At 70.6% G+C, this 14651-nt stretch carries 15 protein-coding genes; 6 read left to right on the forward strand and 9 right to left on the reverse strand.

All coding sequences use genetic code 11. The features are described from left to right. The first annotated feature begins 34 nt into the window (after nucleotides 1–34). Nucleotides 35–694 (forward strand): TetR/AcrR family transcriptional regulator, encoded by a 660-nt coding sequence (locus tag ACIBO8_RS01970; RefSeq protein WP_396113210.1) that lies wholly within the window; start codon nucleotides 35–37, stop codon nucleotides 692–694. 92 nt (nucleotides 695–786) lie between these two features. Beyond that, on the forward strand, nucleotides 787–2214 hold the full coding sequence (locus ACIBO8_RS01975; protein ID WP_396113211.1) for an MFS transporter: 1428 nt from the start codon (nucleotides 787–789) through the stop codon (nucleotides 2212–2214). A 52-nt stretch (nucleotides 2215–2266) separates the two neighbouring features. Here the strand turns inward: ACIBO8_RS01975 and ACIBO8_RS01980 are convergent, their stop codons facing one another. Then, a complete protein-coding gene (locus ACIBO8_RS01980; protein WP_396113212.1) occupies nucleotides 2267–3856 on the reverse strand; it encodes an MDR family MFS transporter in 1590 nt (529 codons plus the stop codon). Further along, entirely contained in the window at nucleotides 3853–4341 is a 489-nt protein-coding gene (locus tag ACIBO8_RS01985) for a MarR family winged helix-turn-helix transcriptional regulator (RefSeq protein WP_396113213.1), read from the reverse strand. The genes ACIBO8_RS01980 and ACIBO8_RS01985 overlap by 4 nt, the downstream gene beginning before the upstream one ends. Nucleotides 4342–4448: 107 nt before the next feature. On the opposite strand from ACIBO8_RS01985, the gene ACIBO8_RS01990 reads away from it, so the two are divergent. Next, nucleotides 4449–5060, forward strand: coding sequence for a TetR/AcrR family transcriptional regulator (locus tag ACIBO8_RS01990; RefSeq protein WP_396113214.1), 612 nt, complete (start codon nucleotides 4449–4451; stop codon nucleotides 5058–5060). Nucleotides 5061–5093: 33 nt separating this feature from the next. On the opposite strand, the gene ACIBO8_RS01995 is transcribed toward ACIBO8_RS01990, so the two are convergent. Together ACIBO8_RS01995 and ACIBO8_RS02000 are read right to left on the reverse strand one after the other, a co-directional pair. Next, nucleotides 5094–5648 (reverse strand): class I SAM-dependent methyltransferase family protein, encoded by a 555-nt coding sequence (locus ACIBO8_RS01995; RefSeq protein ID WP_396113215.1) that lies wholly within the window; start codon nucleotides 5646–5648, stop codon nucleotides 5094–5096. Nucleotides 5649–5876: 228 nt separating this feature from the next. Next, the gene (locus tag ACIBO8_RS02000) at nucleotides 5877–7325 is read right to left on the reverse strand and encodes a cellulose binding domain-containing protein (protein WP_396113216.1); all 1449 of its coding nucleotides are present in this window, start codon (nucleotides 7323–7325) and stop codon (nucleotides 5877–5879) included. Between the two features lie 145 nt (nucleotides 7326–7470). Between ACIBO8_RS02000 and ACIBO8_RS02005 the strand changes: the two genes are divergently transcribed. Next, complete coding sequence (locus tag ACIBO8_RS02005; RefSeq protein WP_396113217.1) at nucleotides 7471–8229, forward strand: dienelactone hydrolase family protein; 759 nt, start codon at nucleotides 7471–7473, stop codon at nucleotides 8227–8229. On the opposite strand, the gene ACIBO8_RS02010 is transcribed toward ACIBO8_RS02005, so the two are convergent. The 5 genes from ACIBO8_RS02010 to ACIBO8_RS02030 form a co-directional block, all read right to left on the reverse strand. After that, nucleotides 8222–8659: a VOC family protein gene (locus tag ACIBO8_RS02010; RefSeq protein ID WP_396113218.1), complete on the reverse strand. Its 438-nt coding sequence runs from the start codon at nucleotides 8657–8659 to the stop codon at nucleotides 8222–8224. The genes ACIBO8_RS02005 and ACIBO8_RS02010 overlap by 8 nt on opposite strands. Before the next feature lie 35 nt (nucleotides 8660–8694). Beyond that, nucleotides 8695–9054 carry a nuclear transport factor 2 family protein gene (locus ACIBO8_RS02015; RefSeq protein WP_396113219.1) on the reverse strand — a complete coding sequence of 120 codons (360 nt, stop codon included), beginning with the start codon at nucleotides 9052–9054 and terminating at the stop codon, nucleotides 8695–8697. A 65-nt stretch (nucleotides 9055–9119) separates the two neighbouring features. Next, nucleotides 9120–10763, reverse strand: a complete 1644-nt coding sequence (locus tag ACIBO8_RS02020) for a DUF2334 domain-containing protein (protein WP_396113220.1) — start codon at nucleotides 10761–10763, stop codon at nucleotides 9120–9122. Beyond that, a complete protein-coding gene (gene wecB / locus ACIBO8_RS02025; RefSeq protein WP_396113221.1) occupies nucleotides 10763–11956 on the reverse strand; it encodes a non-hydrolyzing UDP-N-acetylglucosamine 2-epimerase in 1194 nt (397 codons plus the stop codon). The genes ACIBO8_RS02020 and wecB overlap by 1 nt, the downstream gene beginning before the upstream one ends. A 32-nt stretch (nucleotides 11957–11988) precedes the next feature. Continuing rightward, nucleotides 11989–13341 carry a glycosyltransferase gene (locus ACIBO8_RS02030; protein WP_396113222.1) on the reverse strand — a complete coding sequence of 451 codons (1353 nt, stop codon included), beginning with the start codon at nucleotides 13339–13341 and terminating at the stop codon, nucleotides 11989–11991. 324 nt (nucleotides 13342–13665) lie between these two features. Here ACIBO8_RS02030 and ACIBO8_RS02035 point away from each other — a divergent pair, with 324 nt between their 5' ends. Next, nucleotides 13666–13917, forward strand: a complete 252-nt coding sequence (locus ACIBO8_RS02035; protein WP_396113223.1) for a hypothetical protein — start codon at nucleotides 13666–13668, stop codon at nucleotides 13915–13917. Between the two features lie 136 nt (nucleotides 13918–14053). Continuing rightward, nucleotides 14054–14629: a hypothetical protein gene (locus tag ACIBO8_RS02040; protein ID WP_396113224.1), complete on the forward strand. Its 576-nt coding sequence runs from the start codon at nucleotides 14054–14056 to the stop codon at nucleotides 14627–14629. Nucleotides 14630–14651 lie beyond the last annotated feature (22 nt).

Consider the following 14651-nt stretch of genomic DNA (forward strand, 5'->3'; position numbering starts at 1 on the left):
AAGTCGCACACCATGTACGTCGTACAGTTGGGGGATGGCCAAGCGGAGCGTACGTCTCAGCCGGGACGTCATCGTCGACTGCGCGATGACCCTCGCCGACGCGGAGGGACTGGACGCGGTGACGATCCGGCGCCTGGCGCAGGAGAACGGCGTCACGCCGATGGCCATGTACTGGCACTTCAACGACAAGGACAGCCTGCTCGACGGCCTGTCCGAGCACCTGCTCGCCTCGGTCAAGCTGCCCGAGGCGCGCGAGGCTCCCTGGGACGCGCAGCTGCGGGAGATCCTCCAGGCCTTCCTGGACGCCATCCGGGCGCACCCGGCGACGGCGGTGCTCGCCCTGCGCCGCATCCTGGTGGCGGAGCCCGGTCTGCGGCTCGCCGAGCGGGTGCTGGAGCTGCTGCGGGAGGCGGAGTTCGAGCCGCCGCGGGCCGCCGAGGTGGGCACCTTCCTGATGTGCTCGGTGATCACGCTCGTCGCGGCGGATCCCTCCCCCGGGGTGCCGCAGGCCGGCGAGGAGCGTGAGGAGATGCTCCGGCACAAGAAGGCGATGCTGGGTGCGTTGTCCCCGGAGCGCTATCCGAACGTCATCGCCGCCGCGCCGTACCTGGCCGTCTGCCGGGACGAGGACGACTACTTCGCCCTGAATCTGGACCTGCTGATCGCGGGTGTCCGGGGGCTTCGCCGCAACTGATCTCGGTCACATCCCTTGACGCTCCTCTACGGCGTACATATACGGTGTACATGTACGCCGCACAGGGCGGCACTCGCGTGGAGGTGGGACCGGTGCAACGCAATCCTTGGTCGACCCTGGCCGTGCTGGCGGTCGCCCAGTTCATGGTCGTGCTCGACGTGACGATCGTGAACGTGGCGCTGCCCGACATACAGCAGGACCTGGGGTTCACCGCCTCCGGTCTGCAGTGGGTCGTCAGCGCGTACACCCTGCTCTTCGGGGGTTTCCTGCTTCTCGGCGGGCGGGTGGCCGACCTGCTCGGCCGCCGCCGGATGTTCGTGGCGGGCCTGGTGCTGTTCGGCGTGACGTCGCTGGTGGCGGGGCTCGCGCAGAACCCGGAGCAGCTCGTGGTCATGCGGGCCGTGCAGGGGCTCGGGGGCGCCCTGATGTCACCCGCGGCCTTCGCGATCCTGACCGTCACCTTCGCGCACGGACGGCGGCGCAACATCGCGATGGGCGTCTGGGGTGGCCTCGCCGGGCTGGGCGGCACGCTCGGGGTGATCGCCGGCGGCCTGCTCGTCGACTCGCTGACCTGGCGCTGGGTGTTCCTGGTCAACGTGCCGATCGCCGTGGTGCTGGCCCTGCTGGTGCCGATGTTCGTCGCCGAGAGCCGGGTGACGACCACCGGCCGCCGCACGTTCGACGTCGCGGGTGCCCTGCTGAGCACCGCCGGCCTGCTGGCCATCGTGCTGGGCGTCATCCGCGCCGAACCGAAGGGGTGGTCGTCCTTCGAGGTCGTCGCGCTGCTCGTCGGTGGTCTCGCTCTGCTGGCCGCTTTCGTACGCGTGGAGGCCCGTTCCGCCGCTCCGCTCGTACCCCTGGGGCTCTTCCGGTCCCGCGGCCTGAGCACCTCGATCCTCGCGCTGGCGCTCAACGGCGCGGCGTTCCTCGGGATGTTCTTCCTGACCGCGATCTTCCTGCAGCAGGTCCGTGGCCTGACCGCGCTGGAGACAGGCCTGCAGTTCCTGCCGATGGGCATCGCCGCGATCGCCAGCGCGATCGTCGCCTCGCAGCTGGTGACCCGGTTCGGCACCAAGCCTGTGCAGTTCGGCGGCGCCGCGCTCAGCATCGTCGGCCTGCTGCTGCTCTCGCGGGCCGACGCGACCGGCTCGTACGCCCTCACGATCCTGCCCGGCATCGTGCTCTTCGGCATCGGCATCATCGCGGTCGGCACGCCGGCCTCGATCGCCGCGGTGGCCGACGTGCGGCACGACCAGGCAGGAGCGGCGTCCGGCGTGGTGAACGCCGGCTATCAGGTGGGCGGCGCGCTGGGTCTCGCGGTGATCACCACGCTTGCCACCTCGCACGTGGAGAGCCTGCTGACCAGTGGGGCGCAGCCGCAGGCGGCGCTGGTGGGCGGCTTCGAGCGGGGGCTGGTCTTCGCGGCCGTGTTCGCGGCGGTCAACCTGCTCACCGCGATCGGCGCGCCCCGCCTCCGGCCGACGACCGAGCAGATGGCCGAGGCGGCCGTCGCCGCCTGACACGGCGAAGCGGCGCCCGGGGGTTTCGCCCGGGCGCCGCTGTCGTGCCGGCTTACTTGCTGACGGCCTCGGCGGGTGTCTTCTCGGCGGCCGGCGCAGACTTGGCCAGGTCGATCGTCGACCGCAGGGTGATCTGCTTGAACAGCAACGACGCGATGACACCCACCACCGCGATGGCCGCCGAGATCAGGAAGATGTGCCCGGTGGCGTCGCCGTACGCGGCCCGGACGATGTGCTCGACCGCGGGCGGCAGCTCGGCGAGGTTGAGGCTCCTGGCCTTGCCGCCGCCCCCGCCGGCCGGTACGCCCGCCGCGGCGAGCTGCTTGGTGATCGAGTCGGTGACGCGGTGGGCCAGCACCGCGCCGAGGACGGAGACGCCGATCGTGCCGCCGAGCGAGCGGAAGAACGCGACGGTGGAGCTGGCGGCGCCGATGTCGCGCAGGGCGACGGTGTTCTGCACGGCCAGCACCAGGTTCTGCATCGACATGCCCACGCCGATGCCGACCAGGGCCATGCCTACGCCGATGTACCAGAGCGGCGTCTCGTGGTCCATGACCGACAGCGCGGCGAAGCCGGCGACGAGCACGATGGTGCCCGCGACGATGTACGGCTTGATCCGGCCGGACTTGGTGATCAGCCGCCCGGAGATCGTCGAGGAGACCAGCATGCCGGCCATCAGCGGGATGGTGAGCAGGCCGGCCTCGGTCGGGCTGTAGCCGCGGCCGATCTGGTAGTACTGGCCGAGGAAGACGGAGCCGCCGTACATGGCCATGCCGACCGCGAGGCTGGCCAGGATCGCGAGGGCCGTCGTGCGCTGCTTGACGATCTGCAGCGGGACGACCGGCTCCGCGGCGCGGGCCTCGACGGCCACGGCGGCGGCGAGCACGGCAAGGCCCGCGCCGACCATCGCGAAGGTCTGCCACGAGACCCAGGCGAACGAGCTGTCCACGAACGACACCCAGACCAGCAGGATGCTGACACCGATGGCGATCAGCGTGGCACCGGCATAGTCGATCTTCACGTTCTCCCGGCGGACGACCGGCAGGTGCAGCGTGCGCTGCAGGACGATCAGGGCGACGACGGCCACCGGGGCGCCGATGAAGAAGCACCAGCGCCAGCCGAGCCATGACGTGTCGACGATGACGCCGCCGAGCAGCGGGCCGCCGACCGTGGCGAGGCCCAGCACGCCGCCGAGGTAGCCGTTGTAGCGGCCGCGCTCGCGCGGCGGGATCATCGCGGCGATCGCCACCTGGACGAGCGCCTGGACGCCGCCCATGCCGATGCCCTGGAACGCGCGGGCGGCGATGAGCTGCCCGGCCGTCTGCGAGAAGCCGGCCACGATCGAGCCCAGGACGAACACGATGATCGCGGCCTGGACCAGCACCTTCTTGCTGTACAGGTCGGACAGCTTGCCCCAGATCGGGGTGGTGGCGGTGGCGGTCAGCAGGGTCGCCGTCACGACCCACGTGTACTGGGTCTGGCTGCCGTTCAGCGCTCCGATGATCTTCGGGAGCGCGGTGGAGACGATGGTGGCGCTGGACATCGCGACGAACAGCACGAGCAGCAGGCCGCTGAGGGCCTCCAGGATCTCGCGGTGGCTCATCGCGTCGTGTCCGGCGCGCGTGGTGGTCGGTGCGCTCATCGCGCGGCCTCCAGCGGTTGGTGGTGACGGGACATGAGGTCTGAGGAGAAGCGCTGCAGCAGCGCGGTGAAGACGGTGATGTCCTCGGGGCTCCATTCCTTGAGGGCGTCGGCGAGGCGCGCGTCGCTCCAGGCCAGGGCGTCGCCGTGGGCGCGGCGGCCGGCGGCGGTGAGACCGAGCACGCTGGCCCGGCCGTCGTACGGGTCCGCTGTCCGCTCGACCAGGCCCGCCCGGACGACGGAGGCGACGGCGCGACTGACCGTCGAGGGGTCCAGGGAGGAGCGCGTGGCCAGGTCCTTGACGTGACATCCCGGGGCGGGTCCGGCGCCCATGGCGTCGATCAGTGCCAGCACGCTGAGGGTCCCGGCGGGGACATCGGGGTGCTGCGTCGACATGTCGTGCTTCAGCAGGCGTACGGCTTTGAGCGTCTCGCGCAGGTGGGCGAGCAGCTCCCGGCGCGCCGCGCTGCCGGCGTCGTCGTCCATGAGCCACCTCCTCGGAATGGTTGCCGCATACAACTATCGACCTAAGTTGCCCAGTGCGCAAGATTTCCCAGTGGGAACTGAGTCACATCCTCGGTACCCTCGACGCCATGACCACCGAGGTCCGCGTACCCGAGCCCGGGCTGCGGGAGCGCAAGAAGGCCGCCACCCGCCAGGCGCTGCACGAGGCTGCCGTCCGCCTGGCGATGGCCCACGGCGCGGACAAGATCACGGTGGAGGCGGTGGCGGACGAGGCCGGCGTCTCCCGGCGGACGTTCTCCAACTACTTCGCCAACAAGGAAGAGGCGGTGCTCTACGGCGACCGGCAACGGATCGGCGCGCTGATCGAGATCGTGCGGGCGCGGCCGGAGGCCGAGGGGCCGTGGGCCGCGTTGACCGGGGCGGCACGGGAGTTCTACGAGCAGCTGGGCGAGCTCGACCCGCAGTGGGTCGCCCAGTCCCGGCTGATGCGGACCCAGCCGGCGCTCGCCGCGCAACAGGTGAGCACATACGCGGTGCTGGAACGGGAGCTGGCCGCCGCCGTCGCCGAGCGCAGCACGAAGCCGGACCCGCTGGAGTTGCGGGCCCGGCTGATGGCGGGCGCGTTCATGACGGCCATGCGGGTCTCGCTGCACGTCTGGCTCGAGGCCCCGGACGAGACCTCGCTGAGTGAGCTGGTGCAGCGCTCCCTCGCCGAGACCGGGCGCGGCTTCGAGGGATAGTGCCTGTCCTTCGACCTTGTCGGCGACGATGCGCTATCGCAGAAACCGGAAGATGTTTCCGTCGCCCAGAGGTCGCGGGCGGGCGGTGAAGCGGTGCACGCCGACGGAGAACAGCACGTCGTCCGGTGCGTCGAAGGCTTCTTCGGTGAAGCCGGTCCGGGCGAACCAGCGGCGGATCGTCGAAGTCAGGTCCGGTCGACGTCGGGTGCGGGTCCAGATGACGGTGGCTGCGGGGGCGCACAGCTGTGGCAGCGCAGCGATGGTGGCCCGCACGTCATCGTCGCTGATGTTGCCCAGGACGCCCGTCAGGAGGACGAGATCGGCGGGCACCGCCCCGCGGTAGGAGGAAAGGTCCCCGGCGTCGGCGCAACAGACGGTGACGCCGGTCAGGCCCGCCGCCGCGGCTCGGGCGCGGGCCTCGATCACGTTGCGGACGTCGTACTCGATCAGCAGTGCCCGGACCCGGCCACCGTCGGTGCGGGACGCCAGAACCTCGAGGATGTCGTGGCCCTGGCCGGCGCAGGCGCTGACCACGGTCAGCGACGGCTCGGGCCGCTCGTCCAGCCATCTGTTGATGTGGTGCTGCACCAGCCGTAACCGCCGAGACAACGGCGATGCCGCGTCCTCGTATGGGCGGTGCCATTCATACCAATCCGTGCCGGCGCTCACGCTTCACCATCGTCGATGCAGCGGTCATGGTCAACATGAGGCCCGCTTGGGTCGCGGGTCCCGGTCACGCAGGGACAGCGCACAGGCGCGCGGCGCCGGGAGGGGTGCTTCCCGGCGCCGCGCTGGTGGGGATGGGGTAGTGCGACCTCAGCCGCGGAAGCCGGCGAAGATCTTGCTGAATTCGAAGGCCGACTGCGGCACGTTGGTGCACTGGAACAGCGCGCCGTTGCACGCGTTCTTGTCGCGGTTGACCTCCCAGAAGGACGCGAAGCCGACGTGGTTGCTGTTGGCGAAGGTCACCAGGTCCCGGGCGTCGCTCTGGTTGAAGGTGCCCTGGTCGTCGTTCTTGCCCAGCATCGGGGTCACGCCGACCATCTTGAACGCGGCCGCGTCGCTGTTGCCGTAGATCGACTTGATCTGGTCCTTGGTCGACTTCACGGCCTGGATGGCCAGGTCGCCGTAGTCCTGCGCGGAGCGGCCGTAGTCCATCGCCATGATGTTGACCAGGTCGACGTCGACGCCGGCGTCCTTGGCCGACTTCACGACGTTCAGGCCGTCGTTGGTGAGGCCCTCGGGCAGCACCGGCAGGGTGAGCGAGATCTTCAGGCCGGGGTTGGCCTTCTGCAGCGCGGCGAGCGCGGTCGAGCGGCGGGCGATCGAGGCGCCGTCGGCGGAGGCCGCACCCTCGATGTCCAGGTCGATGTACTTGAGGTCGTACGCCGACACCACGGCCTGGTACTCGGCCTGCAGCGCCTTCACGTCGGTGCACGCCTGGGCGAGCTCGACGCCGGTCGCACCGCCGAACGAGACCTTGACGTCACCGCCGGCGGCCCGTAGTTCCTTGATCTGGTCGCCGAACTGCTTGGTACGCGGGTCGAACGCGCCGAACCAGCTGGCCTTGCAGCCGGCACCGGTGACGAACGCCAGCGAGAACGACTTCACGTTGCCGCTGGAGGCGAGCTGCGCGAGGGTCGTGCTGCCGTTGGAGAGCAGGCCCATGTCCACGTACGGGGCCACCAGCACGTTCCCGCCACCCCCGTTCGACGGCGGGGGCGCAGTGGTGGTCGCCGGCGCGCTGGTCGGCGGCTTGGTGGCCGGTGCGGTCGTCGCCGGGGGCTTGGTCGGCTGGGTGGTCGGGGCGGTGGTGGCCGGCTTGGTGGCGGGCGCCGTGGGCACCGATCCGCCGCCGCAGGACGCGCCGTTGATGGTGCAGCTGGTCGGGTCGCCCTTGCCCGCCACGATGAAACCGAACTCGGTGGTGCCGCCGGCCGGGATGGTGGCGTTGTAGCCCTTGTCCTTCGCCGTGTTCACACCGCCCGAGCTGGTGACCGAGGCCTCCCAGAAGCTGCCGAGCTTCGCGCTCGACGGCAGGCCGAACGCGAGCTGCCAGCCCGTGACCGCGGTGCCGCCGGTGTTCTTGATGACGTAGGTGCCCTGGTAGCCCGTACCCCAGTCGGAGTTCTTGGTGAAACTGGCGGTGAGGCCGCCGGCCGTGGTGGTCGGGGCCGTGGCCGCCATCGCGGCGACCGCGCCTCCGCCCACGGCGAGCAGCGCCGCTCCCACATAGATGGACAGGCGTAGCCGGTTGCGTGCCATTGCTGACTCCGATCGCGGGGGGTACGAACGGCGTCGATCGTGGAACGCGAGGGCTTAAAGCGTTCTGCCAATTTCCTTAAGAGTGCCTGAAGTCGCCGACGCGGGTCGGGTGATCACAGCGGGTGATCGGAGATACGGTTCGGCCATGGACAAGACCACGGTGGACATCACGACCGGGGACGGCGTGGCCGACGCCTACCTCGTGCGACCCGACGGCGACGGACCGTTCCCCGGCGTGCTGTTCTTCATCGACGCCTTCGGCCTGCGCCCGCGCATCTACGAGATGGCCGACCGGATAGCCGAGCGGGGATACGCAGTGCTGGCACCGAACCTGCTCTACCGCGGCGGCCGCTCGCCGCTGGTGGATCCCGCCGAGCTCGCCGTGCCGGAGAATCGCGACGCGATCTTCGGCCGGGTCATGCCGCTCGTGAAGGCGCTGAGCCCGGACATGATCACCCGGGACACGGCGGCCTACCTCGACTTCTTCGCCGCTCAGGACCGGGTCGCGGCGGGGCCGGTGGTCATCACCGGCTATTGCATGGGCGGCCGGAACGCGGTCCGGGCGATCGAGGCCTACCCGGACCGGATCAAGGCGGCGGCCAGCTTCCACGGCGGCGGATTCGTCACCGAGGAGCCGGACAGCCCGCACCTGCGCGTCGGCGCCGTGACCGGCGAGCTGTACTTCGGCCACGCCGATCACGACCGCTCGATGACCCCCGAGCAGATTTGCACGCTGGAGGCGGCCCTCGACGCGGCCGGCGTCACCTACACCTCCGAGGTCTACGAGGGCGCGCCGCACGGCTTCACGATGACGGACACGGCCGCCTACCAGGAGGCCGGCGAGCAGCGCCACTGGGTGAAGCTCTTCGACCTCCTCGACCGCGTCCACGGCACCGCTAGCTGATACAGAACTCGTTGCCCTCCGGGTCGGCCATCGTGAACCAGGCATGCGGGCCCTGCTGCCCCGCGTGGAGGAACTTCGCGCCGCGCGCCACCAGCTCGTCGCGCACCTGCTCACGGTGGTCGGTCCCGACCCAGATGTCGATGTGCAGACGGTTCTTGACCGTCTTGGGCTCGGGCACGAGGTTGAAGAGCATCCGGCGTGGCTTGCCGCTCGGCAGCGCCTCCGCGTGGCGGATGGCGGCGCCGACCCGCCACACCAGGCGCCCCTCGTAGACCACGGTCTGGTCCTCCGACGCGTACCCCTTGGCGATCAGGTCTTTGACGAAGGCCTCATCGACCGGTTCGACCTGCCACCCCAGCGTCTCGGCCCACCATGCGGCCAGGGGGTGCGGATCGGCGCAGTCGACGGTCACCTGGAAGTCGTATGCCATCCCCGCAGGGTAGGCGGCACCTCCGACAAAAAACGTCAGTCGTCGAGCAGGCCGGGGAAGAACCGGCGCAGGGCGACCACGTCGTACACCTGGCGGATGTCGGCGACGCGGCCGTCCGCGACCTCCAGGAACTCCGCGATGCGGACGGTGCCGAACGGGGCCGTGCAGTCGTAGACCAGCGACGCCCGATCCCCGTTGCACGCGGTCGACTTGATGGTGATCGAGTCGGCGAAGGCGGCGATGCGGTGCAGCGTCTGCACCAGCTCCTCATCGTCGACCGGGATGCCGAGGTTCCACTCGATCTCCGCGTCCGGGGCGATGAGGCGGCGGACGGCCGTGCGGTCCCGGGTCATCCAGGAGTAGGCGTAGAACGTGACCAGGTCGGCGGTTCCCATGGCGGCTCCTCGGCAGAGAACACGACCGCCGCCCCGGTGAGGGCGGCGGCCGCGATCAGATGCGATCAGTTGGCGAGCATCGAGTCGCCGGCCACGAAGGTGTAGCCCTGCGCCTTGATGCCCGGGACGAGCTGCTTGAGGTAGTCGGTGCCCAGGTACGGGTGGTAGAAGAAGCTCGCCACGCCGTCACGGACGACGAGGTTGCGCTTCGCCGAGGCGAGCAGGTCCGCAGGGAGCCGGGCCGGGTGGTTGTTGAACGGCTCGGGCTCGACGTTGCCGATGTTCTCCGGGATGACCACCGAGCCGTAGACGTCGCGGACGGTGTACGGGAAGAACTGACCGAACTGCCGGCTGTAGTCGAGCTTGCCGCCGGTGAGGACGCCGGGGAAGTACAGGCCACGGTCGTAGCGCTTGCCCACGATGGCGTTCACCGTCTGGTAGTCGACGGCGCTGCCGGCGTAGTGGGGGAACTCGAAGGTGCTCGGCACGCCCAGGCCGGCGAGGGCGAAGGTCAGGCCCGAGGCGGCGATCCGGCTGGCGGCCCACGCGGCCGAGTCACCGGGGACCGGCCCGTCGTAGATCACGCTGTCGTTCGCGTCCACGTGCGCGGCGTAGAACTCGAAGTCGTTGGCGCTCATGCCGTCGTACGGGTTGGCGACGCTGCCGAACTGGTGGGTGTAGCCGTGCATGAGGAGGGTGCCGCCGCGCTGCTGCATGTACCGGAGCGCCGCGACCACCTTCGGCCGCTGCACCAGCGTGTAGTCCTCGGCCTTGCCGTTGTTCCCCACGCCCTTCGGGTCGCGGAAGCGCGGGTAGACGGCCACGCTGAACGGAACCTTCTCGGCGTAGAGGTAGTCGGCGATCGCGCGCAGCTCGGCCGGGTCGGCGTCGGGGCCCACGTCCTCGATGCGGGCCAGGGCGCGGTGCCGCTCGCGGGAGACGCCGGTGTCGCCCAGCGAGTCGAAGAGCATGTCGGCGAAGGCCAGGTAGCGGTCGTCGTGGGTCACGTACGCGAAGGGCATCTCACCCACGTACGTGAAGTTGCCCGACTGCACCGCCCACGGGAACGACGAGCCGTCCGGGCGTACCGCGGAAGCCAGGGTCTTGACCTTCGACGCGTCGCTGATCGACAGGTTCATGATCCCGGACTTGTCCGCCGTGTCGCGGGTGAGCGAGCTGCCCTTGTAGGTCACCTCGGCGACCGCCGCGTCGTCGAACAGGCCGCTGGTGAAACCGTGGTTCGCCGCGAAGGACGCGTCCCGCGAGGTGAGCTGCCAGATGTTGTCGAAGACCCAGGTGACCGGCTTCTTCGTGGCGGCGACGTCGTCCAGGAACGCGGCCGGCAGCGGCTCGTCGTAGGTCGAGCCCAGGTAGACCACCGCGGTGTACGCGTCCAGGTCCTTGGCCTTGTAGTCCGCCACCGGGGCGGCGGTCCAGGAGCCGAAGTGCGAGGTGAGGTTCGCGGTCTGGGTCGCGTAGACCTCGCCCATCCAGCCGTACGCGCCGGTGGTGTCGTAGAGGACGAGCGTCTTGGCCGTACCGCCGCCGGGGGCGGCCTTGCCGGACTTCGCGGCGATCGTCGTCGTGTAAGCCGCGGGGGTGCGCTCGGCGGCGTAAGCGTTCACGACACCGACCCCGAGGACGGCGGTGGCGGTGAAAGCGGCACCGACAGCGGCCAGAGCGCGACGGCTGATCTTGAAGATACGCATCAGAAGGACGCTCCGTACGTGACAGTGGCGGTGGACGCGAGGGCAGGCATGGCTTCGGGCGCCTCGGCGAGGCCGAGCAGGGCCGCGGTGGCCTGGGCGGTGCGGGCGGCCGCGAGACCGTCGCCGTACGGATTGCCGCCGGCGGTCATCGCGTCGCGGCGGACCCGGCTGTCGAGCAGCTCGGCCGCCTCCTTGACGATCAGGTCGGTGTCGGAGCCGACGAGCTTGGCGCAGCCGGCGTGCAGCGACTCGACGCGCTCGGTCACGTCGCGCAGCACCAGGGCCGGTACGCCGAACGACGGCGCCTCCTCCTGGATGCCGCCCGAGTCGGTGAGCACCAGGTACGCCTCGGACAGCAGGCGCGACAGGTCCGGGTACGGCAGCGGGTCGGTGACGGTGACCCGCTCGAGGCCGGCGAGCCCCGCCTCCACCTGGGCGCGGACCGCCGGGTTGGGGTGGCTGGGCAGGATCACGTCGATGTCGGCGTACCGGCTGACCAGCTCGCGGACGGCGGCCAGGATGCGGTCGAGCGGCTCGCCCCAGGACTCGCGCCGGTGGGCGGTGACGACCACGAGCCGGCGGTCCCCGGCGGCGGCGCGGGCGGCGGCGACCTGCGGGTTCTCCCACGGCAGCCGGCGGCCGGCGACGGCGAGGGTGGCGTCCACGACGGTGTTGCCGGCGATGAGCACGTCGCCGGTGGAGATGTTCTCGTCGAGCAGGTTCATCGCGGCGAGCGGGGTCGGGGCCAGGTGCAGCGCGGCGACCTGGGCGACCAGGCGGCGGTTGGCCTCCTCGGGGAAGGGCGAGTCGAGGTCGCCCGAGCGCAGGCCGGCCTCGAGGTGCACCACCGGGATGCGGCGCCAGAAGGCGGCCAGCGCCCCGGCGAGGCTGGTGGTGGTGTCGCCCTGCACGATCACGGCGGCCGGGGTGCGGTCGGCCCACAGCCGGTCGAGCTGCCGGATCATCTCGGTGAGCAGCTCGGCCTGGCTGCCGGTGCCGCGCTCGACCTGCAGCGTGACGTCCGGCGTGAGGTCGAAGGCGGCGAGGGCCTGGCCGACCATGGTCGGGTGCTGGCCGCTGGCGACGAGGACCGGGGCGAGCAGTCCGGCGTCGCGCATGGCGAGGACGACCGGGGCGAGCTTGACGGCCTCGGGGCGGGTGCCGCCGATCAGGTGCACTTCGGGCAGTGACATGGGGGGAGCCCTTACTTCGAGGAGGGGGAGCCTCAGGCGGGGACGGGGACGGGGAGGTGCAGCGGTGCGGCGATCGGCTCTTCGGCGAGCCGTTCGGTCTTGGCCCAGGACTGCTGGCCGCGGGCCTGGCGGACGATGGCGCGGTAGGTCGCGACCAGTCCGAGGAGCAGGAAGATCGGGTACGCGGCCGCGGCGGTGAGCAGCCGGGTCAGCTCCTCGTCGCGGAGCCGGTAGCGGTGCACCAGCGCCCAGATGAAGCCGGGGAAGAAGGTGACCGCGAACCACACCTCGCCGGTGGTCGCCAGGTCCGTCCAGGACCGCAGGTAGGGCACCGGGTGCCCGGTCACCAGGCCGACCACGGCGACCGAGACCCCGCCGACCAGGCCGACGGTGACCAGGGCGTTCAGCCACGGCGAGACCAGGTAGTGGAACATCTCGAGCAGGGCGGTGATCCCGATCCGCTCCGAGCGGGCCAGCCGGCGCAGGTACCGGGCGCACTGCAGGTTGCCCTGCGCCCAGCGGGTGCGCTGCCGGGTGAGCCGGCGCAGGTCGACCACGGCCTGCTGGGTGACCGACGCCCGCGAGGTGTAGCGGATACCGACGCCGTCGAGGTGCATGCGCAGGCCCAGCTCGAGGTCCTCGACCAGGCATGCCGACCAGGGCGCGTCGCCGAGAGCCAGCAACGCGGAGAGTCGGGTGAACTGGCCGTTGCCGCCGAGGCCGACGGTGTCGATGGTGTCGCGCAGGCTCTGGCAGGCGTTGACGATCGCGCCGAACTCCAGGTCCTGCACCGCGCCGAGGAGCTTGTGGCGGTTGCGGATCCGGACCTGGACCTGCACGGCGCCGATCCGCGGGTCGCGCATCATCCGGGAGACCTCGAGCAGGATGTTGGGGCTGCCCTGGCCGTCGCCGTCGATGATGCCGATGACCACCCGGTCCGGGTTGACGCCGTCCTCCGCGGTGCGCTGCGCGATGTAGCGGTACGCGGCGTTGAGCGCCTCGCCCTTGCCCTTGCGCGCCTCCGGCAGCTCGCGCCGCATGACGGTGAGCCGCGGGTGGTCGATCGCGGCGAGCACCTCGGGGGTGCGGTCGTCGGATCCGTCGTCCACGACGAGGACCCGGGCGAGCGTGCCGCCGTGGCCGCCGAGGGAGAGGGCGGCGTTGACGGTGTTGGCGACCACGACCTCCTCGTTGAGGGCCGGGACGATGATCCAGAAGTGCTCGGGGGTGCCGTCGCCGCGCTCCAGCGACCGGGTGACGACGGCCTGGCGGTGGGACGCCATGTACCGGACGGCGAAGCTGACCAGGCCCAGCGTGGAGACCGGCCAGGCGAGCAGGATCGCGTAGCCGACGACCACGAGGATCCAGCTGTCGGATGCCGTCACGGCTGCGCTCCCTTCGTCGCTGTCTGTCATGTCGACCGGGTAACGCTTGCCGCGTCCCTGGACGTATTAGGACATTAGGGCGCTACGCAGCGTGAAACAAGGGCGATCGCCAGAGCGGCGGGCCGGTGTGCCCGATCGGCCCATGTCAGACATCTCAGGCAGCGCAAAACGGGCGATATAACAACGAGAGCGGAGGGGTCCGGCGCCAGTGATGTCGTTCCGGCTCGCAAGGGCGCCACTACAGTGGGTGATAGTCGTCGGCTGGTGCAGATCGTGGCACGGCCGTAACTCCACGTGACTCTGCGTGAGGTCTATGCTGCCTGCGTGAACCGGATCCTGGTGCGAGCGCTCGTCGACCTGGCGGTGTCGATCGAGCTGTCGAGCGACGACGAGATCGATCCCCGTACGGCGACGACCCTCCTCGACGACCTGGCTGCCAACCTCGACGACCTCTCGGACGCCGAGCGCGACGAGATCGTCGACTACATCGAGGATCTGGCGGAGAAGACGCGCGACCCGGACCGCCGCGACGTCCTGCTCGACCTGCCGGACACCCTCGCGCTCACCGATGACTGAGGTGATCCACATCCTGTCCTGACGGCCGAGTGCCGCGGTTGATCGGGCCTGCCATCATCGACGTCACCGCAGGGATCGATCCGCCACAGGGGGCGGAGGACGCCTGCGGGCGCGTCAACGGGGGCGGGGCTGATCCATGGGTGGGTTCTTCGAGGCTGTGCTCAGCTTCCCCACCGTCGTACTCACCCCGTTGCTGATCGTCGTCATCGGCTACTGGCTGGTCGTCGTCGTGGGCGGGGCCGATCCCGAGGGCGACGGCGTCGGCGAGGGCGGATTCCTCGGCTTCCTCGGGCTCGCCGGGGTGCCCGTTTCCGTGGTGCTCTCGCTGCTCATCGTCTTCGCCTGGTTCGCCACGCTGGCCGGCGCGGAGCTGCTCGGAGCCGTGCCCGGCGCCCTGGTGCTCGCCGCGGCCGTCGTGCTCGCCTGGATCGTCACGCGGCTGGCCGTCCTGCTCATCAAGCGTTTCCTGCCCGCCGGCACCGAGCCGTCCCGGGCCGACTTCGTCGGGCTGACCTGCGTCGTGCGCACCGGCAAGGTCACCCGCACCTTCGGCCAGGCCGAAGTGCATTCCCCCGACGGTTCTTCCGCGATCGTCCAGGTCCGCCAGGCCGGCAACGACGACCTGCGCGCGGGCACCGAGGCCCTGCTCTACGACGTGGACCCCGACGGCGACTTCTTCTGGATCATCCCCGCCGACATCGCCAAGTCCTAAAAAGGGACCCCCGTCCAACCGC

Source organism: Actinoplanes sp. NPDC049681 (assembly GCF_044465265.1).
Taxonomy (GTDB): Bacteria; Actinomycetota; Actinomycetes; order Mycobacteriales; family Micromonosporaceae; genus Actinoplanes.

Bases quoted from the DNA above. Each gene is read 5' to 3' on its own strand.
- ACIBO8_RS01970 (WP_396113210.1), top strand. From the start codon at position 35: ATGGCCAAGCGGAGCGTACGTCTCAGCCGGGACGTCATCGTCGACTGC.
- ACIBO8_RS01980 (WP_396113212.1), bottom strand. From the start codon at position 3,856: ATGAGCGCACCGACCACCACGCGCGCCGGACACGACGCGATGAGCCAC.
- ACIBO8_RS01985 (WP_396113213.1), bottom strand. From the start codon at position 4,341: ATGGACGACGACGCCGGCAGCGCGGCGCGCCGGGAGCTGCTCGCCCAC.
- ACIBO8_RS01990 (WP_396113214.1), top strand. From the start codon at position 4,449: ATGACCACCGAGGTCCGCGTACCCGAGCCCGGGCTGCGGGAGCGCAAG.
- ACIBO8_RS02000 (WP_396113216.1), bottom strand. From the start codon at position 7,325: ATGGCACGCAACCGGCTACGCCTGTCCATCTATGTGGGAGCGGCGCTG.
- ACIBO8_RS02005 (WP_396113217.1), top strand. From the start codon at position 7,471: ATGGACAAGACCACGGTGGACATCACGACCGGGGACGGCGTGGCCGAC.
- ACIBO8_RS02010 (WP_396113218.1), bottom strand. From the start codon at position 8,659: ATGGCATACGACTTCCAGGTGACCGTCGACTGCGCCGATCCGCACCCC.
- ACIBO8_RS02015 (WP_396113219.1), bottom strand. From the start codon at position 9,054: ATGGGAACCGCCGACCTGGTCACGTTCTACGCCTACTCCTGGATGACC.
- ACIBO8_RS02020 (WP_396113220.1), bottom strand. From the start codon at position 10,763: ATGCGTATCTTCAAGATCAGCCGTCGCGCTCTGGCCGCTGTCGGTGCC.
- wecB (WP_396113221.1), bottom strand. From the start codon at position 11,956: ATGTCACTGCCCGAAGTGCACCTGATCGGCGGCACCCGCCCCGAGGCC.
- ACIBO8_RS02040 (WP_396113224.1), top strand. From the start codon at position 14,054: ATGGGTGGGTTCTTCGAGGCTGTGCTCAGCTTCCCCACCGTCGTACTC.